Consider the following 24,038-nt stretch of genomic DNA (forward strand, 5'->3'; position numbering starts at 1 on the left):
CTCACTAAAGGTTCGTGCCCAAGCACCGGTTGGCTTCCGCTCGTCGATCGGCTTCGCTAGATCGCGCAGGAAGAACGCGATGAAATCTCGTTCGTGGCTGTTCCCCTAATCCAACGCAGATGTGGGAACGCCGCGCGCTCGCATTTCAAGCAGGAAGGCCATCTCCTCGGGGCTGACCTGGTCGGCCGACAGCTCGCGCTTGCGGGATTTCGTCGACTGCGCTCGCTCCTCGAACAACCCGCGGCGCATTTCGTGCCATTGCAGCGCGACCTGCGCTTCCTCGTACGCGGCGGCAGCACGAACCAAGGCGATGTCGGCTTGTTCAGCCTCGTCCATCAGTTGGGCCCGGACTTTGGCCATGCCCTTGAGAGCCACGCCAAGTGAGGTCGTCGACAGATCGGGGTTCTGGAGTGCTTGGCGCGCGTCCTTGGCCGCCTTGGTCAGCTGGCCTTGAACGTCCCTTTGTTCGGCCGTTGCACGCATCTTGTCCAAGCGTGCGACTACGTCGTGTTCGATCTGTCGCGCGCGACGGATGCCGCGCTCCAAATGCGGGGGGATGGGGTTCGGCAGGTCCATCCAATGCTAGAAGGATGATAAGCTGCGTTCGCCAACCTGAATCTTCGACGATCGGCTGTCGTCGGCTCTGTGTGGCGGCTTGGCAACACCGAACCGGCGCCTTCAAGTCCAGCCACCAGCCTTACGTTCAGCTAAACGGCGACGCTATTTTTTTTAGTCCGTCTGGGCAAGAATGTCGCGATAGGTGATCTGGGAGACAGTCTTGCCATCGGCGACGAGTTTGTCGGCGGCGGACTTGACGGCGTCGTAGGGGAGGCCGCGTGCAGCGTTGCTTGCCATGGTGTACAACCTTTCCCGTTCGTACAGCTTGTACGTTCGGTTGCCATTTACTGGCACGGGGCAGGATCGCCCCGTACCGCCCGCGAGTTCACCCGGGCGATATGCCTAGAAGGATGGGACCCCCACCTTTGGCAAGCGGTTTCTTTTGCTGATGCGGTTCTGGACATCGTTTGCCGTGCCTTGCGGAGCGTAAGCCTTGTAAATGTCGACGTTTTTTTACGTCGCGAAAGTTGCCCCATGGCGAGCGAGCGTTGCCTGCGTCGCTGCGCGTTTCGGGGCAAGCGGAGCTTGATCGAAACCGTTGTCGCAGCGACGGACGCCTGATTGGTTGAGGTATAAGGCTGCCGGTCAGCGTTGGTGATGAACGCCTTAAGCTCATCCAACCGTCACTCGGTCTACCCCCAAGACCCGACCGCATGACACATCCGCCTTGACCGCAGTCACGGTCGCTCTATGTATCTCAATTGAGATACAGGAGTCGGCAATGGCCTCTACCATGCTTCACGTCCGTTTAGACGAAGACATCAAGACCAAGGGCAACGCGGCGTTGGCAGCGATGGGCCTGTCGGCGGCGGATGCGGTGCGGCTTCTCTATCACCGCATCGTTGCCGAGCAGGCGCTTCCGCTCGAACTGAAGGTGCCGAACGCCACCACCCGGGAAGCGATGCTCGAGGCGGATGCTATCATCACCTTGCGCGGTGACCGGTTCGAGGACGGCGAGGCGATGATCAGGGCGCTGGATGGCTAAGGGCGTCCAGGCCAAGCGCGCTCCTCATCCCCGTGCCTGTGACTACACGAAGGCGTTCAGCAAGGACTGGACGCGTTTGTCGGGCTCGGGCCGGTACGACATGAATCGGCTCAAGACCGTCATGCTCCTGCTCATCGCCAACGACGCGCCGCTCGGACCGGAATGGAAGGACCATCCGCTCAAGGGCGAATGGTCCTCCCACCGGGAGTGTCATGTCGGCGGCGATTTCCTGCTGATATACAGGGCGGACGATGCCGCCGGAAAGGGCGGCACCATCGTCTTCGTTAGGGCTGGAACACACGCCGACCTTTTCGGCGAGTAACAGCCCATCAATCGGCGTCGTCGCCGGTCCGGGTCACCCCGGCATCACTCCGACGCTTGCGGGTGATGCCGGCCCCGACTCGGGAACGCTTCTCCAGCGGCAGCAGTCGTATAGAATGCGGCTCGACGTCACGGGTGATCGTCGGGACGTAGCGCGCGATGAAGTCGCGTCGCTCGGGGAGCACGACATCAATCCCTTCGGTCGCCATACATTTCGAGTAATGTTTCGCGTTTGTGCCCTCGCGGGCGTGGCCCATGACGTCGGCGCGCATGATTTCGCTGACGCCGTCGATCTCGTAAAAGCTGCTGCCTAGCGCCCTGATGCTATGGATGTCCGGACCCTTGCCGGCCGGGTTGACCGGCAGCGGCAGTCGCTCCGCGACGTAATCGACCATGTGCTGCCAGGCGCGCTCGTAGAAGTGTGCGCCGCCGCGCTTCTCCGCGTTCATATAAAGCTCGGGGAAGAGTGCGACATGTTCTTCGGCGCGGATCGCCTCGACATAGTCCAGAAACCCCAGCCGGATCAGTTCGGCATGGATAGGAAGTTTCCGATTGCGCGCGCCACGCTTCTCACCTGCCATTTCGCCATTTCGCCATCACGCCCGCGGGTCAGGTTGTCGCGGATGTGAAAATGCGGGACGGCGTGGTTCGTAATGACGTCGGCGACCTCAAGCCCGGCAGTCTCCTCGCGGCAGCTGTGATGGTAGAACCAGAGCAGCGGCAGGAAGTAGGCGGCGTCGTGCCAGACCTGGCAGCGCACCCCGTCGTCGCGCAAGCGTTTCAGCGCGCCACCGCCGCCAGTATAGATCGGAGAGCGGAACAGATGTTCGAGATGCGCCGTCGTCCAAGGCGGGCGGGTGTCGATGTTCGGATCGACCTTGATCGCGATCCGCCCAGCACCAAAGTCCATCACCGTCGCGCCCGGCATACGCGGCTTCCACGACGTTGTTGCCAGATGCTTGGCGACCGTTGCCATCGTCGACAGGTCACGGTTGGTCGTCTTGGGGTTGCGCCGATCAGCGGGGGCAACCGCCGGCAGCTCCGCAATCACGTCTGCGAACGGGCGAGACATGGCGCCGGCCGTCAGCGAGCCATAGTAAAAGCGAGCGGGCAGTTGCTGGATCCCCTTCTTGAAGGCCGCCGCGTCGAGATGGGTGTAAGCGCCGAGCGGCTTGTCGCCGGTGACCCAGGCGAATGTTTCCATGATCCGGCGCTGCTGCCTGAGGTCGCCGCGCCAGATGCCGTCCGTTTTAAGGTCGGTCAGTATGTCGTCGATTGCCGCGCTGAACGGACGGGGGTCATAGACCTGAAACTGGCTGTCGATCGGCGGCGTGATCGGCACAACCACCGGATCGGTGGCAGTCAGCTTGGGCATCGGGGGCGGACCGAGGTCCGCCATCAGCGCAGCGATGGGATCGGCCGCGTCCATGATGTCGTCGTCGAAGATCCGCTGGATACGCGTGCTGGCGCTTGCCGCAGCGCGGATCAGATGTGTTCGGGCGACCGCAATGGTTTCCGCGTGAACAGGTGCACCGATCGCCTCAAGGCGCTTCGCGACCACGTCGTCGGTCAGCAGATCGCGGATCTGCTGCGCGTAGTCCTCGATTGCCGGGATGTCGGCACCAAGCCCGCGCGCCACTAGTTCGGCGCGGTCCTGCTCGGTCAGGCCAAGATGACGGTCGGGGCGGCGGATAATCCGGTAGGCTTCGGCTTCCTGAGCCGCCACTTCGGGCACGGACGATGACCAGGACGCATTTTCATACGCACTATGGACGTAGGACGCGAGTTCGGCTTCGAGCGCGGCGCGAAACAGGGCCTCGATCTCGGGTCCAGTCAGGCGTCGTCCGTCTTCCAGCATCGCATCCACGCTCGACTTTACCCGCACGAAGCGCGCCGACAGGATCGCCGCGCGGGTGCGCGCGACCTTCGGGTCGGCGGTACCCAGCGCGAGCGGTACAGGTTTCGAGATAAGATTTCGGAAATGGACGCGGCGCTGGAATACGTAGCGGCCATTCGTTCGACGGGTATGGGGGATATGGGCCAAGGGCCTTCGCCTTTCGGCGTGTCCTACCATCGTGTAGTCGGTCCGTGTTACAGACCACGATAGCAGGCCACGCAAAGTGGCGGAAATCCGTCGCTTTCGCGATAAAGTGGTCGGGGAGACAGGATTCGAACCTGCGACATCCTGCTCCCAAAGCAGGCGCGCTACCAGACTGCGCCACTCCCCGACGCTTGTGTTCGCTAGGCGTTGTTGCCGCCTTGCGCAAGAGAAGACGCGGTGGGCCCGGCAGGACTCGAACCCGCAACCTAGCCGTTATGAGCGGCCAGCTCTAACCGTTGAGCTACAGGCCCTCCGCGTGGCCCCTGCCTAAGCACAGTCGGGGGCGGCGGCAATGCCCCATCCTGCATTTTCCAGGTGCAGCAACAGTAAAGGCGCCCCTGCGTGCGCAGAGACGCCTTTCCTAACGCAAGAACTACAGGCCTAGGCGGCCCGCAGCCTCTTAGCGCATGTTGTCGACGCGCTCGTCGGCAGCATCGCGAACGTTGTCCGCAGCCGCTTCCATGTTGTCGGAAGCGTTCTCGAGACCTTCGGCAGCAACGGCGTTTGCCGAGTTGTCAGCCATGTCCTCGAGGTTGTCCGCCATCATTTCCATGTTGTCGGCCATCATGTCCGCGTTGTTCTCGACCGCGGCGGCCTCCGGCGACTTCGAGCAAGCAGCCACGGACATCAGGCCGGCGGCGGCAGCGATCAGAACGATCTTCTTCATTCGAATGCTCCCAAGCATTAATTCGTTTCGCGGCCGACCCGTTTGCCGTCGCGAGCCCCGGCAAATACCGCACCAATCTGGTGGGTCAATGCCAAATTCATCTGGCAGCAAGGTTCGCGACGAACTGATCTAGCGTTTTTGCCGCTCGACTGGGCCGATCTCCTCCGGCGCATCGGCGACAATCGCCAGCATCGTCGTCCATGCGGCGACGTTCTGGCGCAGGTTCTCCGGATCGATCCGGTCAAGGGTATCGTCCGGCGTATGGTGGGTGTCGAAATAGTCGAGACCCGACTGGTTGAGGTCCACGCCCGCCACGCCAAGCGCCACCGTGGGGCCGATGTCAGCACCGCTGCCGCCCGGCCCGCTGCCGCGCACGATCCCGAGCGGCGCCAGCGCCGCGGCGAGGCGATCGCCCATCGGCTTGGCCGTTTCCGGCAGGGTCATGCCGACGCGCCACACCTTGTCGGCGCCGAAATCGCTTTCCGCGGCAAGCACGTGGCGCTCCTTGCCGTGCCTGAGCGCATAATCGCGTCCGCCAAAGCCGCCGACTTCTTCCGCACCGAACCAAACGACGCGGATGGTGCGGCGCGTGCGCTTGCCGCTGTCCAGGATCCGCTTGGCCGCCGCTGCGGTGATGGCAACACCGCTCGCGTCATCGATCGCGCCGGTCGCCAGGTCCCAGCTATCGAGGTGCCCGCCGACGAGGACAATGCCGGCGTTCGGATCAGTGCCCGGCACTTCGGCGATCACGTTGCCGGATTCCTGTTCGCCGACTTGCCGCGGGGTCAGCAGCAGCTTCATGCGGATCGGCCTGCCGCGCTTCGCCAGCGCCTCGATCAGCTTCGCATCCGGCACAGACAAGGCGGCAGCCGGGATCGCCCCGCCCTCAGGAAAATATGTGGTGCCGGTATGGGGCAAGCGATGCGTATCGGTGCCGATCGAGCGGATAACGATCGCGGCTGCGCCCTTCTTGGCGGCGAGCGCGGGGCCGGCGAAGCGGGCAACGCCGGCCTGACCATAGCTGGAGCCATCCTGCGTTTTCATCATCGCATTGCCGACATAAGCGATCTTGCCCGCAAGGCTGCCGTCGGGCGCCGCGGCCAGATCGTCATAGGTCGGGAAGATAACCACTTCTGCCTCAATGCCAGCGGCGGGAGTGGCACCCGAGTTGCCGAGCGCGGCCAGATGCAATTTGTGCGGTACGGGCATCATGATCTCGGCCCGCTCCTCTCCACGCACCCAGACAGGCATGCGGTATGTTTCGATGCGGACGTTCTTGAAGCCCAGCGCCTTCAGCTTCGCTGCGCTCCAGGTGCGCGCGCGGGCCTCGGCTTCCGTCCCGGCAAGCCGCTGGCCGACCTCAGTCGTCATGCCCTCGACGATGTCATAGGCCACGTCGTCCTTCAGTGCCGCGTCGCGCAGCGCGGCGACGCGCCGGTCGACCGGCGTGGGTGCCGGTGGGGCGGGGCGCTGCGCCAGCGCGGAAGCTGACGTGGCGAGGAGAAGGGCGGCGAGCGCAACGCGAGTGTTCATTCCTTCCGCGTAAGTCGGCGCGGGAAGTTTGCCAACGGCCTGCCGCATCATTACATGCGCGGCGACAAATCCCAGCAATTCCAGTTCACGGAGCAGCAGGCGACCCATGGCCGTCCAGTATACCTACGTCATGAAGGGTCTGACCAAGACCTTCCCGGGCGCCAACAAGCCCGTGCTGAACAACATCAGCCTGCAGTTCATCCCCGGCGCGAAGATCGCGATCATCGGCCCGAACGGCTCGGGCAAGTCGACGCTCATGAAGATCATGGGCGGGATCGATACCGAGTATCAGGGCGAGGCCTGGGCCGCCGAGGGGATCAAGGTCGGCTACCTGCCGCAGGAGCCGCAGCTCGATCCCGACAAGACGGTGATCGAGAACGTGCGTCTGGGCGCCGGGCCGATCGCGGCAATGGTTGATCGGTTCAACGCGATCTCCGCGGAGATGGGCGATCCGCAGGACGATACCGACTTCGACGCGCTGATGGAGGAGATGGGCGAGCTTCAGGCGAAGATCGACGCAGCCGACGGCTGGAGCCTCGATTCGCAGCTGGAGCAGGCGATGGAAGCGATGCGCTGCCCGCCGTCCGACAGCCCGGTGACCAACCTGTCGGGTGGTGAGAAGCGCCGCGTGGCGCTCGTCCGGCTGCTGCTGGAAAAGCCGGACATCCTGCTGCTCGACGAACCGACCAACCACTTGGACGCCGAAAGCGTCAGCTGGCTGGAGAACTTCCTCAAGGAATATACCGGCAACGTCATCCTCGTGACGCACGATCGCTACTTCCTCGACAATGTCGTGAACTGGGTCCTCGAGCTCGATCGCGGCCGCTATTACACCTACGAGTCCAACTACTCCGGCTATCTCGAGAAAAAGGCCAAGCGCCTCGAGCAGGAAGAGCGCGAGGAGCAGGGCAAGCAGAAGGCGATCGCCGACGAGCTCGCCTGGATGCGGCAGACGCCCAAGGCGCGCCAGACCAAGTCAAAGGCGCGTATTCGTGCATTCGACGAGCTGATGGAGAAGCAGGAAAGCCGCGTCGCCAGCAAGGCCGCGATCCTGATCCAGCTGCCCGAGCGGCTCGGTGGCAAGGTGATCGAGGCTAAGGGGCTAACCAAGTCCTATGGCGACAAATTGCTGTTCGAGAACCTCGATTTCACGCTGCCGCCGGGTGGCATCGTCGGCGTCATCGGGCCGAACGGCGCGGGTAAGTCGACGCTGTTTAAGCTGATCACCGGCCAGGAAAAGCCGGACGCCGGCACGATCGAAGTCGGCTCCACGGTGAAGCTCGGCTATGTCGACCAGAGCCGCGATCAGCTCGATCCGAACAAGAACGTCTGGCAGGAAATCTCCGACGAGCTCGAAATCTTCCGTTTCGGCAAGCAGGAGATGGGGACGCGCGCTTATGTCGGCGCGTTCAACTTCCGCGGGCCGGACCAGCAGAAGAAGGTCGGTCAGCTTTCGGGTGGTGAGCGCAACCGCGTGCACATGGCCAAGATGCTGAAGGAGGGCGGCAACGTCCTGCTGCTCGATGAGCCGACCAACGACCTTGACGTGGAAACGCTGCGCGCGCTGGAAGAGGCGCTGGAAACCTTTGCGGGCTGCGCGGTGGTGATCAGCCACGATCGCTTCTTCCTCGATCGCCTGTGCACGCACATCCTGGCATTCGAGGGCGACAGCCACGTCGAATGGTTCGAAGGCAACTTCGAGGCTTATGAGGAAGACAAGCGCCGCCGCATGGGCGACGCGGCCGACCGTCCGACGCGGCTTGCCTACAAGAAGCTGACGCGCTGATCGGGGTTGATCGTCACCCGCTCAGCCGGGGGTGAAGGTGGTTCAAAAGGCCCGCCCGGCTGATGCCGCGGCGGGCCTTTTCGTTATTGACGCTGATCGGCGCTCTCGGCGCGGATCGCGCGGAACTCGGACGCGGGGCGCCATTCGGGCCAGACACCCGCCTTCGAGAGCCGCTGGCCCATGGCGTGGAACAAGTCGACGTCCTGCGCGGCGCCAGTGAAGTTCCAATCGGGCGCCCAGGCGTCGCACGTCTTGTGGTAGCAGGCCATATAGCTGTCGAGCCACCTCTGCCCCGCTGCGCGCCCACCGACGCGCATGTCACTGGCGCCGCCGAGCGCCATTAGCTGCAGCGCGGGCACGCCGCGGCGCACGACCGAGAAATGGTCTGCACGATAGAAGAGCCCGCGTTCGCTGGCCTCTTCCGGCGTGACGACGCGGTTCTGCGCGCGCGCTGCCTCGGTCAGCAGATCCTCCAGCGAGGACTGGCCGGCGCCGACGAGGATCACGTCCTTCGCCTCGCCCGCGGTTTGCAGGATGTCGAGCGTCAGATTGGCGACCGTTTTCTCCAACGGCGCGGTCGGGCGGGTGGCATACCATTCCGAACCGAGCAGGCCGCGCTCCTCCGCCGTCCACAGGGCGAACACGAGCGTGCGGTCGGGCGCCGGCCCGGCCTTGAACAGCCGGGCGAGTTCCATCACGCCCGCGACGCCGAGTGCATCGTCGTTCGCGCCTGGGCGGATGGTGCGGCCCTGCGCATCGGGTGGGCCTTCGCCATAGGCATCCCAGTGCGCAGCGAACTGGACCGTCTCGTCTGACTTCACCCGGCCGGGGATCTTGGCGATGACATTGGCGCTTTCGATCCGCTCGACCGTTACGGGGAGCTTTGCGGTGAAGCGCGCCTTCATCGTCACCGGGCGGAAGGCGGCGGAGCGCGCCTTTGTACGCAAAGCTGCGAGATCCAGCCCTTCGGCGGCGAAGACGCGGGTTGCCGCCTCGCCGGAAAGCCAGCCCTGTAGGGCGATGCGCTGATCCTCAGGGCCACGGACAATGTCGTAGTTCTCGCCGTTCGAAGCATTGGCGGTGGACCAGGGATAGCCGGCGCCCGCCGTGTCATGGACGATCAACGCGCCGATCGCGCCGCGTCGCGCCGCTTCCTCATATTTGTACGTCCAGCGGCCGTAATAGGTCATGCGCTTGTCGCCAAAGCGCCCCTTCGCGTCGACGCCCTCCGGTGCTTCGAAATCGGGATCGTTGACCAGGAAGACGGCGACCTTGCCCTTCAGGTCCATGCCCTTGAAGTCGTCCCACTTGGCTTCCGGCGCGCTTACGCCGTAGCCGACGAACACGAGCGGCGCGTTCTCGATCGCGACGGCGGCGTCGGGCCGCACGGTGGTGAGCGCGACCTCCTTGCCCTGAACCAGGCTGGTCGCGCCGAAGCTCACCGGCCCGTCGCCCAGGCGGGAGTGGATGAGCGGCACCTTCTGCGTCCAGGCACCGTCCGGCCCGCCAGGCTCCAGCCCCAGTGCCTTGAACCGGGCGATCGACCAGTCGATCGTCTTCTTCTCGCCCTCGGTTCCCGGCGCGCGGCCGCCGAACGCGTCCGACGCCAGTTCCCTTGTCATCTCGGATAGCTTGGCCGGATCGGTCTTGGGCGGCTCGGCAGCCGCGATCGCGAGGAGCGGGAGGAAATAGGCAATCTTTGTCATATCAACGCACCCTACGCACGAACACGCGGCCATCATCGCGCCGCTCGGTCTGGAAATTGGGAACGGCGGCGATCAGGTCCGACAAGCGCTTGTAGCCGTAATTGCGCACGTCGAAGCTTGATCGGTTGGCGGCGAGCTGCCCCATCGCCGAAAGGCTGACGAAGCCTTTCTCGTCGCGCTTCACCGCGGAATAGGCATCGATCAGCAGCTTCACCAATTCCTCGTCGATCGGCGCTGTGCCGGTCGGCATGGCTGGGTCGGGCTGGGGAGATGGCGCGGGCTGGGCCGGCGCGGCCGGCTCTTTGCTGCTAGGCGGCGGCACCGATGCCGGCTGCGTTTCCTTTGGCGCAGGCAAGGGCCGCGTCGGTCTTGCATCATCCTCTTCCGCGGCCATCAGCTTGTCGACATCGATGAAACGGGTGCAGGCGCGCTTGAAGCCTTCCGGGGTCTTGGCCTGTCCAAAGCCATAGACGGGGAGCCCGTCCTGCCGGAGCCGCGTGGCAAGCGGCATGAAATCGCTGTCGGACGACATGATGCCGAAGCCCTCGACGCGCCCGCGGAACAAGAGGTCCATCGCGTCGATGGTCATCTTCATGTCGGTGGCGTTCTTGCCCTTGGTGATGTCGAACTGCTGCTGTGGCTCGATGCCATGCTTGATCGTCATGTCGCGCCAGCCGCTCAGCGCCGCCTTCGACCAATTGCCGTAGACGCGGCGGATGTTCACCGTCCCGAGCTCGGCAAGAACGGTCAGTACCGGGTCGATTGCGTGCCAACTGGCATTGTCCGCATCGATCAGCAGGGCGATGTTGCGGGTGGGGGTATCGTCGCTAGCCATGCCCGAGCGCCATCGACGCTCGGGGCGCCGGCGTCAATCAGCCGTTGCTGCCGCGGCGGTCGCTGGGCAGCGCCACATCGGCGTTGATGTCATCCTGCTTGGTGGCGCGGGTGGTGCCCTCGGGATCATCGACCTGCTTCAGATCGGCTTGCGAGCCGACATCACGTGCCAGCGCACCGCCGCTGGTGCCGGTCTGTGCTTCGCCGCCGGGGATCATGCCCTCGATCACGTCCTTGTCGTCATTGTCGCGCGCGGTGGTGGTGCGGGGGTTCTCTGCCATGATTTCTCTCCTTCGTGCTCCAAAGAACGAGAGGGGAGGGGCGGAGTTTCGTCAGGCGGCGGGATAAGTGATTTCAATCAACTCATATTCCTTTTCGCCGACAGGCAAGGTCACCCGCCGAAGGTCCCCCACAGTAGCGCCGCGCAGCGCGCGGGCGAGCGGCGCGTTCCAGCCGATCAGGCCCTTGCCCGCATCCGCCTCGTCATCGCCAACCAGCGTCAGGTGGCGATGATTATCGTCCTCGTCAGCGATGGTGACGCAGGCGCCGAAATAAACGCGGGTGCGGTCCGGCGCCTGTGCCGGGTCGACCACCTTTGCCGCCTTCATTCGGCGCGACAGGAACCCCAGCCGCCGGTCGATCTCGCGCAGCCGCTTGCGACCATAGATATAGTCGCCGTTCTCGGACCGATCGCCGTTTCCCGCCGCCCAAGCGATGGTTTCCACCAACGCCGGGCGCTCTGTTGCAAAAAGCTGATCATATTCGCTGCGCAGCGCGGCATAGCCGGCGGGTGTGATGTAGTTCGGGCGATCCATCCCGCGTCCCTTAATCGAACCGCAACCGGTCCGCGACCTTCCCGTCACGCTGAACGGAAAGGTCGCGGCTCAATCAGCCGGTGCGATTGCGGCCCAGATACCAGCTAAGGTTCGCCGGCCCGCGGCTCTTCGCACGCGGCGGGTTCATCAGGTCATAGACGACCGCATTTTCCAGCACGCGCTGCACGTAGTTGCGCGTTTCCGTGTACGGGATCGCCTCGATCCAATCGACCATGTCGATCGCGCCGGTGCGCGGATCGCCGTTGGCACGCAGCCATTTGTTCACGTTGCCCGGCCCCGCGTTATAGGCGGCAACAGCCAGCGGGTAGCTGCCGTAGCTACCGAAGATCCGCTGGAAATAGCTGGAGCCGAGCTGCGTGTTGTAGCCGGTGTCCGTCAGCAGCCGGCCGGCGTCGTAGGGAAGCCCCATCTTTCCCGCCTGTTCGCGCGCGGTGCCGGGCATCAACTGCATCAAGCCGCGCGCTCCCGCCGACGAGATTGCGGCGCGGTCGAACTGGCTCTCCTGACGCGCGATCGCGTGAATCATCGTCCACTGATTTTCATAGCCGGGCGGAACCGACACCGTCGGGAATGCGATGGCGCTATATTCGGTCTGGTCGTTCTGCATCGCCATGCGCCCGACGATCACGGCAAGATCGGGGCGCTGAAGCGAACGCGATAGCTCCTCAGCGAGGAAGTGATCAGTATCGCCCTCGATATTGGCGGCGATCGTTCGCACAAAGGCGGTCTGATCCTGATACTGGCCAATCGAACCCAAAAACTGCGCGGCGCGCACCGTTTCGCGGCCGAAGAAAGCCTGCCGGGCGGCCGGATCGATCGCCGGCGCGGCCACTTCGCGCGGCGCAGTCAGGGGCCGTCGCAGATGCTCCAGCGACAATTGTCCGTAGAAGACGTCTCGATATCCCGCAGCCCGATTGAAGAAGGCGCTTGCGTCCGCTTGACGCCCCGCCGCCTCGGCCGCACGTCCCGCCCAGTAGAAGCCCTTGGCGCGCGTTTGCGGCGATTGGCTTCCCCGGCCATAGCGATCAAACATCGTCATCGCATCAGCGGGGCGGTTCAGCTGCTTCAATGCGGTCTGCCCCGCCAGCCAGACGAGGCTGGTGTAATCGTCGCGCTCGCCATACGGCTTTTTCGACACGTCGGTCCCGGCGGGATAAGCGTCATCCACCTGCCGCGCGATGTCATAGGCCAGCTGATGTTGGCCGTCCGCTGCGGCAGCCCGGGCGTTCGTCAGCAGCGTTTCGTAGAATTTTTCCACATTGCCGGGCCGGGCGAGGCCAGCCGTGCGGGTGCGCGCCAGCCAGGATCGTGCGCTCGCGCCGCTCGCGCGCAGCCAGCTTGCCTTGTCGGCGATGTAGCCGGCGTCGAACGCGCCGGCCGCATCGTTTGCGGCTGCCAGCGAGGATGCGGCCTGCGCTCCCGTGCGGAAAGCGAGACGTGCTTCGAACAGCGGCCGGCGGGCAGGAGAGGTGAACGCGATCTGGCGTGCGGCAGCGCTGGTCGATCCCTGCCACAACAGCGCGTCCATCCGCGCGTCGTGATCGTCGGGGCGCAGCGCCCCTGCGAAGCTCGTGAGGATCGTCGATTCGTCCGTGGGTGTCAGCGCGCCGCGTCGCCAGGCGTTGCGTGCAGCCTCATAGGCTTCCGCCGTCGCACCGGTGGCCTGCAGCGCCTTCGCCCGCGCCACTCCGCCAGCGGCGGTGAGCGGGGGAAAGCGCCGGAAAAAGGCGACCACCGTGGTCGGCGCGGCATAGCCATTGCTCGCCTGTCGTTCCGCCGCGCGGCGATTGGCGACCTCGTTCGGCCATCCTGGATGCGCCATCAGGAAGCCGGCGTAGCTATCAAAGGGGAGCGAGTCGGTCTGCTGCAGCGCCCGCCATTGCGCAAGCGCCGCGGTCAGATTCGCGTTGCTGTTTGCCTGCGGCCCGGCGGCAGGCTGCCCCTGTGCCATCACATTGGCTGCCCGCGTGCGCGCAGCCTCGTCCTGAACGACGAACAGCGCCGCTCCCAAACCTAATGCCAGTGCGATCAATGCCCCTGCCCTCAAACCCGTCACCATTGTGGACAGAATAGCCGGGCTACCCGTATCTGTCCTGAACGACCCAACGCACCACATCCCGTTTCAGGAGCATCGCATGTTTTCCGGATCGATTCCGGCGCTCGTCACGCCGTTCGACGCCGACGGCCGGTTCGTCGAGACCGCCTATCGCGAGCTGATCGAATGGCAGATCAGCGAGGGTTCCTCGGCGCTCGTGCCATGTGGGACGACCGGCGAAGCAGCGACGCTGGCAAAAGAGGAGCATTTCGCCATCGTGAAGGTCTGCGTCGATCAGGCGCACGGCCGTGTTCCCGTGATTGCCGGCGCCGGCTCCAACGACACGCGCGTGGCGGCCGCCAATATCGCCGCCGCGAAGGAGTCCGGTGCAGACGCCGCGCTGATGGTGCCGCCTTATTACAACCGCCCCTCCCAGGACGGCATCTTCCAGCATTTCGCGGCGCTTGCGCCCAGCTCGCCGCTACCGATCGTGCTCTACAATGTGCCGGGTCGCACCGTGACCGACATTCAGCCTGAAACGCTGATTCGCATCGTTGAAGCGTTTCCCAAGGTGTTCGTGGGCGTGAAAGACGCAACCGGCGTGCTTCAGCGGGTATCGCAGCATCGCGCGGCGCTGGGCGACAGCTTCTGCCAATTGTCCGGCAACGACGATCTCGCGCTTGCCTTCAACGCGGTGGGCGGGGTCGGTTGCATCTCGGTAACCGCGAATGTCGCGCCGCGGCTGTGCGCCGACTTCCAGGCGGCAGGGACCGGGCCGGAGGCGTTGGCGCTCCACGACCGCTTGTTCGCACTGCACACATCCTTGTTCACCGACGCCTCACCGGGTCCAGTGAAATACGCCATGACGAAGGTTTGCCCAAGTTTCCCGGGCGGGCTCCGGCTGCCGATGACCTGGCCGAGCGAGGCCAGCCGTGCTGCCGTGGATGCAGGGCTGGAGCGGGCAGGGCTGCTGTAACACCTCAGCCCGCGACCACATCTCCCGGCTTCTCATTTCGGCCGCAATCCCTGCGCAGGGTTCGTTCGGATTACGGGAGAGCGGCGTGCCGGCGTGGATGATGCTCGCGTTGCAATCGGTCGCGGGGCCGCCGTCACCCGCCAAGCCGATCCCCGTGGAGCGCCCGTGCCCGGCGGCGCAGCCGGGCGAGGAAATCGTGGTGTGCGCTCGGCCTGATGATCAGTTTCGTTTGAAGCTGCTACCTGATCGGTTCACGGCCGAGCGTACGCCGCCCAAGGCCGAAACTGCCATAGGTGGGCTCGGCAACGTGGCGGTGAAGGCCAACCGCGGCGCTGATGCGTAAAGCGCGCCAGTCAATCGAGCGATAATCCGCCTGCGCGTTCCGATCGGTCCCACAAAGCGCTGAACGCGCCGCCTTCCCACGGGGCGCCGGACGCCCTACATCGCGCCGTCCATGCCACGTCCCAAGCCCGCCACCTTCGACAAGAAGAAGATCGTCGCCGAGAACCGCCGCGCGCGGTTCGATTATTCGATCGACACCACCTACGAGGCCGGGATCGTGCTGACCGGCACGGAGGTGAAGAGCCTGCGTTTCGGCGAAGGCTCAATCGCCGAAAGCTATGCCGAGGTGAGCGAAGGCGGGGTCTGGCTCATCAATTCGAACGTTCCCGAATTCAGCCACGGCAACCGCTTCAACCATGAGCCCAAGCGGCCGCGTAAACTCCTGCTTCATGAGCGGGAAGTTAGAAAACTTCATGGTGCCGTTGCGCGCGAGGGCATGACGCTCGTGCCGCTGATGATTTACTTCAACAGTCAGGGCCGGGCGAAGGTGGAGTTGGCGTTGGCGAAGGGCAGAAAAGCGCACGACAAGCGTGACGCCATCAAGGAGCGCGACTGGAAGCGTGAGGCCGGTCGCTTAATGCGTGAGCGCGGCTGATGACCGCGCGTGCGCTGACCGTGTGGCAGCGCGCCGCCGCGTGGTGCCATCGCAACTTGCCCACCCGCGAATCACTGGAAAAAAGCCGCTTGCTGCGGCCGTTTGCTCATCGGGTGCTGGCACCCGAACTGTGGCGCTTTACCCGGCGCTCCGTGCCGCGCGGGGTGGCGCTTGGCATGGTGACGGGGATCCTGTTCCCGGTCGCGCAGATCCCCTTTTCGGCCATGCTGGCGCTACCGTCGCGCGCCAATATTCCGGCCGCGGCGCTGACAACGTTCATCACCAACCCGGTCACCACGCCGCCTTTGTGGGTGCTGGCGTATTGGATCGGCAAATGGGCGCTGCACCTTGATCGCGCGCTCCCGGGCGATCCGATGAGCAAGGCTGCCCAAGACGCTGCACAATCCGGGTGGATGCAGTGGCTGATGTCGGATGCCGCCCCGGCGACCGCATTGGGACTGCTGATCGTTACCGCGACTTTGTCGCTCACGGGATACGGCCTGTCGGCACTCGGCTGGAGGCTGTGGATCGCGCGCAAGTGGCGACATCGTCACGTGCGTCACCACATTGACGAGGCGTCTTAACGAGATACAACACGTGCCTTCACTTACCCGAAGGCCAATTCCATGCGTCCGTCGTTCCTCCTCGCTGCGATCCTTTCAGCCACGGCTGCGGCGGCGATTGCACAAACCGCCGCTCCCAAAGCCCAAAAGGCGGCTGCGGCCAAGACGGCCGGCGCAGCAGCCCCGGCGACCGGCGGTAACCGCCCGGAACTCGGGACTTTCGGGTTCGACATGGCGGGCCGGAACACCAGCGTGCCGCCAGGCGACGATTTCTACGATTATGCCAACGGCACGTGGGACAAGACTACGCAGATCCCAGCGGACCGCTCCACGTACGGAATGTTCCACCGCCTGCAGGACCTTTCACGCGAACAGACCCGCACGCTCCTGGATGAGCAGATGCGCAAGACCGGCAGCAAATCTGGTGATTTCTACGCGAGCTTCCTCGACGAAGCGGCGGTGAATGCGAAGGGCGTCGGGCCGGTAAAGCCGTGGATCGCCGCAATCAAGGCGGCGCCGAGCAAGGAGGCACTAGCGGCAGAAGCAGGACGCTTGCAGCGCCGCGGCGTTGAATCGTTCTTCGGAATGTACGTCAATCAGGATGACAAGGATCCTGAGACCTATGCCGTTGTGTTCGGGCAAGCGGGCCTGGGGCTCCCCGATCGCGATTATCACCTGAAGGACGACGTCAAGCTGGCGGCGAACCGCACCGCTTATCAGGCGTACCTTGCCAAGATGCTCACGTTTGCCGGTGAGCCGAATGCGCAAGCGCGCGCCGCGGCCGTGATGCAGCTGGAGCATGCGCTTGCCGAGGCGCACTGGACCCGTGTCGACAGCCGCGACGCGGACAAGGTCTATAACAAGATGACTTTGTCGGAGCTTGCTACCCGTGCACCGGGATATGACTGGACCGGCTACTTCCAGGCTGCCGGTATTCCGACTAATGCGCCTCTGATCGTGGCACAGCCGACGGCGTTCACTGGCGAGGCAAAGGCGTGGGCCGAGGCGCCGCTGCAGGTGTTGAAGGATCACCTGCTGTTGCGCACCCTTTCAACCTACGCGCGCTACCTGTCGAAGGACTTCGAGGACACCCGTTTCGCTTTCTACGGCACCGAACTGACGGGGGCGCCGGAGCAGCAGGCGCGGTGGAAGCGCGGCGTGGATCTCGTCAGCAATCACCTGGGCGAAGATCTGGGGCAAGCCTATGTCGCCCGCTATTTTCCGCCTGAATCCAAGGCAGCGGTCGACGCGCTCGTGCGCAACATCATCGCCGCCATGGGCGAGCGGCTGAAGAAGCTGGAGTGGATGGCTCCTGAGACGAAGCAGAAGGCGCTCGCGAAGCTCGCGGCCTTTACCCCGAAGATCGGCTACCCGGACAAGTGGCGCGATTATTCGGCGCTGGAAATCCGGCGCGACGATTTGGTCGGCAATGTCGCACGCGCAAACGAGTTCGAGTTTCAGCGTAATCTCAACAAGATCGGCCAGCCGATCGATCGCGGTGAGTGGTTCATGACGCCGATGACGATCAACGCTTATGCGAACCCGACCATGAACGAGATCGTGTTCCCTGCCGCGATCCTGCAGCCGCCGTTTTTCGATCCCAAGGCTGACCCGGCGGTGAATTATGGTGCGATCGGCGTCGTGATTGGCCACGAAATCAGCCATCATTTCGATGATCAGGGCCGCAAATATGATCCCACCGGAAAGCTGGCCGACTGGTGGACCGACCAGGATGTCGCTCGTTTCAAGACGTTTACCGACAGTCTCGTTGCCCAATATGATGCCTATGAGCCGCTGCCGGGACAGCATGTGCAAGGCGCGCTGACGCTTGGCGAGAACATCGCCGACCTCGCTGGCCTCATCGTGTCCTACGATGCGTATCAACTGTCGTTGGCCGGCAAGAAGGCGCCCGTGATCGATGGTACCACGGGCCAGCAGCGCTTCTACCTCGGTTACGGGCAGGTGTGGCGCACCAAATATCGCGAGCCGATCCTGCGGCAGCTGCTGTTGTCCGATCCGCACGCGCCCGGGATGCAGCGGACCAACATCGTCCGGAACGTTGACACATGGTATGATGCATTCGGCGCCCGTGCTGGACAGAAGCTGTATCTCTCGAAGGAACAGCGCGTTCGCATCTGGTGATCGCATCCGTGCCGCTCCGAGCTTGACGGCGGTGCGGCACGGACAGAGGACCGTTGAATGGCGACGCTACCCACCATCCGTGCTTACCACCTCACCACGGAAGGGGCGCTCGGAGTTGCGATCGGTGCGGGCCTGGTCGCGGCGGTTCTCATCCTTTGGCTGCTCGGCGACCCCGTCGTGGCGATCGGCTTTCTGGCCGCGGGGATCGTGATTGGCGGTGCAACGGTTGCGTGGCGGGTGCTGGCGCCCATCGCACCGCCGCCCGTTCCCGCCATCGACTGGCAGCTCGTCCGTGCGCTGGCGGAAGAAAGCCCGGATGCGATCGCGATCACCGATCGTGCCGGCCAGCTCGTCTGCGCAAACGAGCGGTTCGAGCAGATGTTTTCCGGGCTCCCGACGCCGCCGAGCCTGCCGATCGGGGAGGCGGGCGTCGGCGCTCTGGCGGCCGCAGGGCGCAGCGCCTGGCGTGACGGACGCGCGCGGGTCGAGCATGCCGAGGTGGCGGGGCGCGCCATCGCCATCGACGTGTCGAGAATGGGGCAGCACCAGGACCTATTGGTATGGCGCGCTGCCTCGGCGATAGAGGCGGACGGCAGCCGCGCTTTGGCAGAGGCGCTGTCGGGCGCGCTTGGCAAGAGACTCGCGGGCTCGGGCATCATGGCAGCGTTGCTGACGCCGGACGGACGCGTTCTTGCCGCCGATCCTGTGCTGCGCACCCGCGCGATGGGCTACGCCGAAGCGCCGGTCGAAGGCGCTGATTTCGCACGTTTTCTGGCGACGGACAGCCGGGGCCTGATCCGTTTCGAACGGGAGGGAGGCGAGGGCAATCCACTGCGACTAGTGCAAGTGCCGTTCGCCGACGTGGAGGGCGCCCCGATCCTGGTCGCCCTGCTGGACGAAGACGAGACGCCAGTCAGCTACGGCAATGGCGCGGCGACGCATATACGAACTCTGGTGCAACTGATGCCGCTAGGGATTGCGTTGGTTGATCGTGATGGGCGGTTCATCGAGATGAACGACGCTTTTGTTCGTGCAGCGTCCATCGATCGTGCAGCGCCGCCGCTTTACCCCGGCGACCTTGTCGTTCGCGAGGACAAGGCCGCCGTGGCTGACGCTGTGCGGCGATTCGCAGGAGGCGGAGCGGCGCACGTGACGGACATGGCGGTGCGGCTTCGCGACCTTCCGGATGAGCCGGTGGTGCTGTCGATCGCCGGCGCGCGCGGGCTGGGAGATGCGTCTGTCGTGCTGAGCCTTAAGGACAATGGCGAGGAAACGCGGCTGAAGCGCGAGGTAGCGCAAGCAACCAAGATGCAAGCGGTGGGGCAGCTTGCCGGAGGCGTGGCGCACGATTTCAACAATATTCTCACGGCGATCATCGGCCATTGTGACCTGATGCTGATGCGTCACTCACCGGGCGACAGCGACTATGACGACATCCAGCAAATCCGAAACAATTCGAACCGCGCGGCGGGGCTGACCCGGCAGCTTCTGGCATTCTCCCGTCAACAGACCTTGCGTCCGCAAATCCTCCAATTGCCCGATGTCGTGTCTGAGGTGTCGAACCTGCTGAAGCGATTGCTGGGTGAAACCGTGACGCTTGAGGTTCGGCATGGGCGGGATCTGGGGCCCGTGCGCGCCGATCCCGGTCAATTAGAGCAAGTTGTGGTCAACCTGGCGGTCAACGCCCGCGACGCCATGCTGGCCAAACACCCGCATGGTGGCGGGAAATTGACCATCCAGACCCGCCCGGCAACGCTGGGTGAAATACGCCGCCGGGGGCCTGATATCATGCCGGTCGGAGAGTACACGGCGCTTGAAATATCGGACACAGGGTCCGGTATTCCCTTGGAAATCCTGCCCAAGATCTTTGAGCCGTTCTTCACCACGAAGGAGGTGGGCAAGGGCACTGGCCTTGGTCTCTCGACGGTATACGGCATTGTGAAACAGTCAGGCGGGTACATCTTCGCGGACTCGAAGCCGGGGATTGGGGCGACGTTCACCATCTACCTTCCCGTCCACGCGACGGGCGAAGTGGTCGCGCCGCGAGGCACGGTGGCGAGAAAGCGCCCGGTCGAGGTTTGGGGAACCGGAACGGTGCTGCTGGTCGAAGACGAGGACATGGTGCGCGCGGTCGCGGAGCGCGCGCTTACGAGGCAGGGCTATACCGTACTCACGGCTGAGAACGGCGAACTTGCCCTGGAGCTGATTGAGAAACATCCGCGACCCGATTTGTTGGTCAGTGATGTCGTGATGCCAGCAATGGACGGCCCGACCATGGCGCGCCGGATTCGCCTGCGCTACCCGGACCTGCCGATCTTGTTCATGTCCGGCTATGCAGAGGCGCAATTGCGCCGCTCCATCGACCTTGAGAATGTGGCTTTCATCCCAAAGCCTTTCTCCGTTCAGCAATTGGCAGAGGCGGCGCGCGACGCGCTTGGCCAGCCGGAGTAAGACACCGATTGGCTGAACGAGCGGCCGTTGCGGTATCGATCCGTTCCTTCTAAGGGCGCCACATGACCAACCGTGTCCTGCTCGTCGAGGATGAGCCGCTTATCGCCATGATGCTCGAGGATTTTCTCGATGTGCTGGACCGGCAATGTGCTGGAACCGCCGACTGTGTCGACGCGGCAATGCCGCTGATTGAAGCCGGCGGCTTCGATTGCGCGATCCTCGACGTCAATTTGCGCGGGGGCGAGAAGAGCTGGCCCATCGCTGCCGCGCTGGCTGAGCGGCAGGTGCCTTTCGTGTTTGCGACGGGTGGTGCGGACGACATGATCGCTGACGAGTTCCGCGGACGGCCGATCTTGCAGAAGCCGTTCACACTCGACGGCGTGGAAAAGGCGCTCGACGCGCTCGCGTAACAGGCATAGGCACTCGCGTGCCATCACTACGTGTAGGTTATTCTCCCGCAGGCGCGGTGGAGGCGTTGCGACGTGCAGGCGGCGGTTGCGCAGAACGCCCGCTTCCGGCTTTCCGGCGGGGAACAGAAGCCATGACCAGCGCGATCAACTTTCCTCAAAGGCTGGGGATTCCTGTTCGGGTAATCGTATGCGGTGCGGCGCTGCTGCTGGGCATCGCTGGCTGCGGGGGTGCGCCGACGAAGACGCAAGCTTCGGAAAGCCTGGATGCTGATACCGCGGCCGGGACGGCAGCCCAAGGGCGCGGGGACGAGCGGGTGGGATGCGCATTGGCCCAAGCATCGCCCATTCAGCGCGTCTGCCAAATCGAGCAATCTTGGACAGATCAGGGGCTGGTGCTGACGATACGGCACCCTGACGGTGGTTTCCGCAGGCTGCGGGTGGTCGAGGACGGTCGCGGGCTGGTGGCGGCCGATGGTGCCGAACCCGCGCGGGTGACTTTGGTAAGCGAGAATGAGATCGACGTGCTGATCGGCAATGATCATTATCGGCTTCCCGCCACCCGCAGAGCCTCAGGTCAGTGACAAGGATAGACGGACAGCCGATCCTCACTGCGGCGCAGATGCGCGCCGCGGAGGGCGAGGCGATTGCCGCGGGTGCCACCGTGGAAGGCTTGATGGCGCGCGCCGGACAAGCGGTGGCGGAACAGGTGCGGCGGCTCGCGGCCGGTGCCGAGGTGCTCATCGTCTGCGGGCCGGGCAACAACGGCGGGGACGGCTACGTCGCTGCCGCTGCGTTGCGCCAGAAGGGGCATGCGGTGCGGGTTGCGGCGCTCGCCGAGCCGAACACTGCGGCAGCGATGGCTGCGCGGAACGGTTGGCTCGGGTCTGTCGAGACGATGCCTGAAACCGCTGCCGCTCCCGTGATGGTCGACGCGCTGTTCGGCATCGGACTTAACCGACCGTTGAGCGAGGATGTGTGCCATGGCGTGTCCAGATTGATCCGCGCCGCGCGTCTTACCATCGCGGTTGACGTGCCCAGCGGCGTGTCGACGGACGATGGCGCGGATTTCGGCGATCTGCCTCCCGTGAGCTTGACGCTGGCGCTCGGCGCCGTGAAGCCCGCGCATGTGTTGCAGCCGTCCGCCGCACGATGCGGCGATGTGCGACTGCTCGGCATCGGCATCCAGGCTGAGAGTGCCGTCCGGGTTGCCAGCGTGCCAAAGCTCCAGGCCCCGCATGCCGGCGCCCATAAGTATTCGCGCGGTCTGGTGGCGGTGATCGCCGGCAGGATGCCGGGCGCCGCGGCGCTTGCGGCAAGCGCTGCCGGGCATGGCGGCGCAGGTTACGTCAGGCTCCTGGGGAGCGCCACGGACCGCCTCCCACACGCGATCGTGCGTCAACGGTTCAGCGCGGACGCGCTCGCGGATCCGCGCATCGGGGCCGTGCTGGTTGGTCCGGGGCTTGGCCGTGATGAGGTTGCTAACGACCGGTTGGAGGCGGCGCTCACATGTGGGCGCGCGCTGGTCATCGACGGAGACGCTCTTCACATGTTGGGTGAGGAGCCGGCCAGGGTGCCCACCATCCTGACCCCACATGCCGGTGAGTTCGCCCACTTGTTCGGTGACCTTGGCGGCAGCAAGATCGAGCGGACGCAGGGAGCGGCGCGTAGATCGAATGCGGTGGTCGTGTTCAAAGGGGCGGACACCGTCATCGCCGCTCCGGACGGCCGCGCTGCCGTACATTTTCGTGCCCCGTCGTGGCTGGCGACCGCCGGGACCGGGGACGTTCTGGCGGGCATTATCGCCGCGCAGCTTGCCGTAGGCGCCGATATGTTCACAGCCGCTGTGAACGGCGTGTGGCTTCATGCTGAAAGCGCAAGACTTGCCGGGTCTTCGTTTATTGCTGATGATCTTGTCGCGCATGTGCCCGCGGCGTTGGGAGCGTGTTTGTGACCGAAGCGTCTACTGTCGTGCGTGTTGCGGCTCGGGGTGAGGGAGTGACCGCGGACGGCCGGCACGTGCCCTTTGCCGCGCCCGGGGATCGCCTGCTCGAGAATGGGATGATCGAAGCCGGCCCGCATCATCAGACACCGCCATGCCGACACTTTCCCGAATGTGGAGGCTGCCAGTTGCAGCACCTCGACGATGCGGCTTGGAGCCAGTTCATCGTCGATCGCATTGCCGGCGCGCTCGCTGGACAAGGCCTGTCAGCCGAGATCAGGGCGCCGGCACTGTCGCCGCCGCGCACGCGCCGGCGGGCAACCCTTCATGCCGAGCCGTCCGGACGCGTCGGCTTCGCGGTCGAGAAAAGCCATGCGATCGTGGACCTGGCCGAATGCCATGTGCTTGCGCCTGAGCTGTTCGCGCTCGTGGCGCCTTTGCGGCGATTGATCCACGTGCTGCGGCCCCGCAGACGCTTGGATATCCATCTCACGCTTGCCGACCAAGGCGTTGATTTGCTGGTGAATGGCATCATGCCGGAGGGGCTCGCCGCGGCGGAGGCGATCACAGCCTTTGCCGAGACCAATCGCTTGGCGCGCATGGCCTTTGATGAAGGCTACGGGCCTGAGGCGAGGTGGGAGCCGGATGCCGTGACTATCACTCTGGGTGGGGTGCCGGTGCCGCTCCCACCGGCCTCCTTCCTGCAAGCGACGCGGGAGGGCGAGGCTGCGCTGGTGCAGGCGGTGAAATCAATCGTGGGAGAGGCATCGATCGTGGCGGACCTCTTCGCCGGGCTGGGAACGTTCGCATTCGCGATGCCCGGACGGGTGTACGCGGCAGAGGCGGGCCGGGAGGCGATCATGGCGCTGAAGGCAGCGGCGGCGCGGTCGCATCGTCAGGTTTTTACCGAGCATCGCGATCTGTACCGTCGGCCTCTGACGCCAGCCGAACTCGATCGCTTTGGCGCGATCGTGATCGATCCGCCGCGCGCCGGCGCCAAGGAACAGGCGGAGGCACTTGCCGCATCGCGGGCGCCACGCCTCGCCTATGTGTCGTGCAACCCCAGCAGCTTTGCGCGGGACGTCAAGGTGATAACGGAGGGCGGTTGGCAGATCGACTGGATTCAGCCGGTGGGCCAGTTCCGATGGTCGACCCATGTGGAACTGGCCGCGAGCCTCAGCCGCAACTCCTGATACGC

Annotated in this window: 24 protein-coding genes and 2 tRNA genes; 13 read left to right on the top strand and 13 right to left on the bottom strand. The window is 64.6% G+C overall.

The window, feature by feature from the left end; translation table 11 throughout:
* Window positions 1-105 precede the first annotated feature (105 nt).
* Complete coding sequence (locus SPMU_RS03260; RefSeq protein WP_088331899.1) at window positions 106-576, bottom strand: hypothetical protein; 471 nt, start codon at window positions 574-576, stop codon at window positions 106-108.
* Between the two features lie 153 nt (window positions 577-729).
* Complete coding sequence (locus SPMU_RS17385; protein WP_281250977.1) at window positions 730-855, bottom strand: hypothetical protein; 126 nt, start codon at window positions 853-855, stop codon at window positions 730-732.
* A 484-nt stretch (window positions 856-1,339) separates the two neighbouring features.
* Between SPMU_RS17385 and SPMU_RS03265 the strand changes: the two genes are divergently transcribed.
* A complete protein-coding gene (locus SPMU_RS03265) occupies window positions 1,340-1,603 on the top strand; it encodes a type II toxin-antitoxin system RelB/DinJ family antitoxin (protein WP_245832704.1) in 264 nt (87 codons plus the stop codon).
* Window positions 1,596-1,925, top strand: a complete 330-nt coding sequence (locus tag SPMU_RS03270) for a type II toxin-antitoxin system YafQ family toxin (RefSeq protein WP_088331903.1) — start codon at window positions 1,596-1,598, stop codon at window positions 1,923-1,925. Before SPMU_RS03265 ends, SPMU_RS03270 begins: the two co-directional genes overlap by 8 nt.
* A gap of 7 nt (window positions 1,926-1,932) precedes the next feature.
* Here SPMU_RS03270 and SPMU_RS03275 read toward each other — a convergent pair whose 3' ends face one another.
* From SPMU_RS03275 to SPMU_RS03300, 6 genes are all read right to left on the bottom strand, one after another.
* Complete coding sequence (locus SPMU_RS03275; RefSeq protein WP_088331905.1) at window positions 1,933-2,505, bottom strand: site-specific integrase; 573 nt, start codon at window positions 2,503-2,505, stop codon at window positions 1,933-1,935.
* Complete coding sequence (locus SPMU_RS03280; RefSeq protein ID WP_088331907.1) at window positions 2,448-3,968, bottom strand: hypothetical protein; 1,521 nt, start codon at window positions 3,966-3,968, stop codon at window positions 2,448-2,450. Before SPMU_RS03280 ends, SPMU_RS03275 begins: the two co-directional genes overlap by 58 nt.
* A gap of 107 nt (window positions 3,969-4,075) precedes the next feature.
* A tRNA-Pro gene (locus SPMU_RS03285) sits at window positions 4,076-4,152 on the bottom strand.
* 51 nt (window positions 4,153-4,203) lie between these two features.
* A tRNA-Ile gene (locus SPMU_RS03290) sits at window positions 4,204-4,276 on the bottom strand.
* 149 nt (window positions 4,277-4,425) lie between these two features.
* Window positions 4,426-4,692, bottom strand: a complete 267-nt coding sequence (locus SPMU_RS03295; RefSeq protein WP_088331908.1) for a hypothetical protein — start codon at window positions 4,690-4,692, stop codon at window positions 4,426-4,428.
* A gap of 129 nt (window positions 4,693-4,821) precedes the next feature.
* Complete coding sequence (locus SPMU_RS03300; protein WP_088333125.1) at window positions 4,822-6,225, bottom strand: M20/M25/M40 family metallo-hydrolase; 1,404 nt, start codon at window positions 6,223-6,225, stop codon at window positions 4,822-4,824.
* 106 nt (window positions 6,226-6,331) lie between these two features.
* On the opposite strand from SPMU_RS03300, the gene ettA reads away from it, so the two are divergent.
* Complete coding sequence (gene ettA, locus SPMU_RS03305) at window positions 6,332-8,011, top strand: energy-dependent translational throttle protein EttA (RefSeq protein WP_088331910.1); 1,680 nt, start codon at window positions 6,332-6,334, stop codon at window positions 8,009-8,011.
* A gap of 83 nt (window positions 8,012-8,094) precedes the next feature.
* Here the strand turns inward: ettA and SPMU_RS03310 are convergent, their stop codons facing one another.
* From SPMU_RS03310 to SPMU_RS03330, 5 genes are all read right to left on the bottom strand, one after another.
* Window positions 8,095-9,717 (bottom strand): M28 family metallopeptidase, encoded by a 1,623-nt coding sequence (locus tag SPMU_RS03310; RefSeq protein ID WP_088331912.1) that lies wholly within the window; start codon window positions 9,715-9,717, stop codon window positions 8,095-8,097.
* Between the two features lies 1 nt (window position 9,718).
* Entirely contained in the window at window positions 9,719-10,552 is an 834-nt protein-coding gene (locus SPMU_RS03315; RefSeq protein WP_088331914.1) for an NYN domain-containing protein, read from the bottom strand.
* A gap of 37 nt (window positions 10,553-10,589) precedes the next feature.
* Window positions 10,590-10,832 (bottom strand): hypothetical protein, encoded by a 243-nt coding sequence (locus SPMU_RS03320; RefSeq protein ID WP_088331916.1) that lies wholly within the window; start codon window positions 10,830-10,832, stop codon window positions 10,590-10,592.
* 51 nt (window positions 10,833-10,883) lie between these two features.
* On the bottom strand, window positions 10,884-11,366 hold the full coding sequence (gene greB / locus SPMU_RS03325; RefSeq protein WP_088331918.1) for a transcription elongation factor GreB: 483 nt from the start codon (window positions 11,364-11,366) through the stop codon (window positions 10,884-10,886).
* Between the two features lie 73 nt (window positions 11,367-11,439).
* On the bottom strand, window positions 11,440-13,446 hold the full coding sequence (locus tag SPMU_RS03330) for a lytic transglycosylase domain-containing protein (protein WP_088331920.1): 2,007 nt from the start codon (window positions 13,444-13,446) through the stop codon (window positions 11,440-11,442).
* 76 nt (window positions 13,447-13,522) lie between these two features.
* On the opposite strand from SPMU_RS03330, the gene dapA reads away from it, so the two are divergent.
* The 10 genes from dapA (at window position 13,523) to SPMU_RS03380 (ending at window position 24,033) form a co-directional block, all read left to right on the top strand.
* Window positions 13,523-14,398, top strand: a complete 876-nt coding sequence (dapA, locus tag SPMU_RS03335) for a 4-hydroxy-tetrahydrodipicolinate synthase (RefSeq protein WP_088331922.1) — start codon at window positions 13,523-13,525, stop codon at window positions 14,396-14,398.
* A gap of 85 nt (window positions 14,399-14,483) precedes the next feature.
* Window positions 14,484-14,741: a 5'-nucleotidase gene (locus SPMU_RS03340; RefSeq protein WP_140418397.1), complete on the top strand. Its 258-nt coding sequence runs from the start codon at window positions 14,484-14,486 to the stop codon at window positions 14,739-14,741.
* A gap of 111 nt (window positions 14,742-14,852) precedes the next feature.
* Window positions 14,853-15,335: an SsrA-binding protein SmpB gene (gene smpB, locus SPMU_RS03345; RefSeq protein ID WP_088331926.1), complete on the top strand. Its 483-nt coding sequence runs from the start codon at window positions 14,853-14,855 to the stop codon at window positions 15,333-15,335.
* A complete protein-coding gene (locus tag SPMU_RS03350) occupies window positions 15,335-15,919 on the top strand; it encodes a DUF2062 domain-containing protein (RefSeq protein WP_088331928.1) in 585 nt (194 codons plus the stop codon). The genes smpB and SPMU_RS03350 overlap by 1 nt, the downstream gene beginning before the upstream one ends.
* Window positions 15,920-15,961: 42 nt before the next feature.
* Window positions 15,962-18,040 carry a M13 family metallopeptidase gene (locus SPMU_RS03355; protein WP_088331930.1) on the top strand — a complete coding sequence of 693 codons (2,079 nt, stop codon included), beginning with the start codon at window positions 15,962-15,964 and terminating at the stop codon, window positions 18,038-18,040.
* A 57-nt stretch (window positions 18,041-18,097) separates the two neighbouring features.
* The gene (locus tag SPMU_RS03360; RefSeq protein WP_088331932.1) at window positions 18,098-20,491 is read left to right on the top strand and encodes a response regulator; all 2,394 of its coding nucleotides are present in this window, start codon (window positions 18,098-18,100) and stop codon (window positions 20,489-20,491) included.
* 62 nt (window positions 20,492-20,553) lie between these two features.
* Window positions 20,554-20,901, top strand: coding sequence for a response regulator (locus SPMU_RS03365; protein WP_088331934.1), 348 nt, complete (start codon window positions 20,554-20,556; stop codon window positions 20,899-20,901).
* Window positions 20,902-21,032: 131 nt separating this feature from the next.
* Window positions 21,033-21,482, top strand: coding sequence for a hypothetical protein (locus SPMU_RS03370; protein WP_088331936.1), 450 nt, complete (start codon window positions 21,033-21,035; stop codon window positions 21,480-21,482).
* Window positions 21,479-22,852 carry an NAD(P)H-hydrate dehydratase gene (locus SPMU_RS03375; RefSeq protein ID WP_088331938.1) on the top strand — a complete coding sequence of 458 codons (1,374 nt, stop codon included), beginning with the start codon at window positions 21,479-21,481 and terminating at the stop codon, window positions 22,850-22,852. The genes SPMU_RS03370 and SPMU_RS03375 overlap by 4 nt, the downstream gene beginning before the upstream one ends.
* Complete coding sequence (locus SPMU_RS03380) at window positions 22,849-24,033, top strand: class I SAM-dependent RNA methyltransferase (RefSeq protein WP_088333126.1); 1,185 nt, start codon at window positions 22,849-22,851, stop codon at window positions 24,031-24,033. Before SPMU_RS03375 ends, SPMU_RS03380 begins: the two co-directional genes overlap by 4 nt.
* Window positions 24,034-24,038 lie beyond the last annotated feature (5 nt).

The sequence above is a fragment of the Sphingomonas mucosissima genome (genome assembly GCF_002197665.1).
Classification (GTDB): Bacteria; Pseudomonadota; Alphaproteobacteria; order Sphingomonadales; family Sphingomonadaceae; genus Sphingomonas; species Sphingomonas mucosissima.

Excerpts from the sequence above, each read along its gene's own strand:
- SPMU_RS03300 (WP_088333125.1), bottom strand. The coding sequence starts at position 6,225 with ATGAACACTCGCGTTGCGCTCGCCGCCCTTCTCCTCGCCACGTCAGCT.
- SPMU_RS03355 (WP_088331930.1), top strand. The coding sequence starts at position 15,962 with ATGCGTCCGTCGTTCCTCCTCGCTGCGATCCTTTCAGCCACGGCTGCG.
- SPMU_RS03275 (WP_088331905.1), bottom strand. The coding sequence starts at position 2,505 with ATGGCAGGTGAGAAGCGTGGCGCGCGCAATCGGAAACTTCCTATCCAT.
- SPMU_RS03315 (WP_088331914.1), bottom strand. The coding sequence starts at position 10,552 with ATGGCTAGCGACGATACCCCCACCCGCAACATCGCCCTGCTGATCGAT.
- SPMU_RS03365 (WP_088331934.1), top strand. The coding sequence starts at position 20,554 with ATGACCAACCGTGTCCTGCTCGTCGAGGATGAGCCGCTTATCGCCATG.
- SPMU_RS03360 (WP_088331932.1), top strand. The coding sequence starts at position 18,098 with ATGGCGACGCTACCCACCATCCGTGCTTACCACCTCACCACGGAAGGG.
- SPMU_RS03310 (WP_088331912.1), bottom strand. The coding sequence starts at position 9,717 with ATGACAAAGATTGCCTATTTCCTCCCGCTCCTCGCGATCGCGGCTGCC.
- SPMU_RS17385 (WP_281250977.1), bottom strand. The coding sequence starts at position 855 with ATGGCAAGCAACGCTGCACGCGGCCTCCCCTACGACGCCGTCAAGTCC.
- ettA (WP_088331910.1), top strand. The coding sequence starts at position 6,332 with ATGGCCGTCCAGTATACCTACGTCATGAAGGGTCTGACCAAGACCTTC.
- SPMU_RS03370 (WP_088331936.1), top strand. The coding sequence starts at position 21,033 with ATGACCAGCGCGATCAACTTTCCTCAAAGGCTGGGGATTCCTGTTCGG.
- SPMU_RS03350 (WP_088331928.1), top strand. The coding sequence starts at position 15,335 with ATGACCGCGCGTGCGCTGACCGTGTGGCAGCGCGCCGCCGCGTGGTGC.
- greB (WP_088331918.1), bottom strand. The coding sequence starts at position 11,366 with ATGGATCGCCCGAACTACATCACACCCGCCGGCTATGCCGCGCTGCGC.
- dapA (WP_088331922.1), top strand. The coding sequence starts at position 13,523 with ATGTTTTCCGGATCGATTCCGGCGCTCGTCACGCCGTTCGACGCCGAC.
- SPMU_RS03260 (WP_088331899.1), bottom strand. The coding sequence starts at position 576 with ATGGACCTGCCGAACCCCATCCCCCCGCATTTGGAGCGCGGCATCCGT.
- SPMU_RS03320 (WP_088331916.1), bottom strand. The coding sequence starts at position 10,832 with ATGGCAGAGAACCCCCGCACCACCACCGCGCGCGACAATGACGACAAG.
- SPMU_RS03270 (WP_088331903.1), top strand. The coding sequence starts at position 1,596 with ATGGCTAAGGGCGTCCAGGCCAAGCGCGCTCCTCATCCCCGTGCCTGT.
- smpB (WP_088331926.1), top strand. The coding sequence starts at position 14,853 with ATGCCACGTCCCAAGCCCGCCACCTTCGACAAGAAGAAGATCGTCGCC.
- SPMU_RS03265 (WP_245832704.1), top strand. The coding sequence starts at position 1,340 with ATGGCCTCTACCATGCTTCACGTCCGTTTAGACGAAGACATCAAGACC.
- SPMU_RS03330 (WP_088331920.1), bottom strand. The coding sequence starts at position 13,446 with ATGGTGACGGGTTTGAGGGCAGGGGCATTGATCGCACTGGCATTAGGT.
- SPMU_RS03295 (WP_088331908.1), bottom strand. The coding sequence starts at position 4,692 with ATGAAGAAGATCGTTCTGATCGCTGCCGCCGCCGGCCTGATGTCCGTG.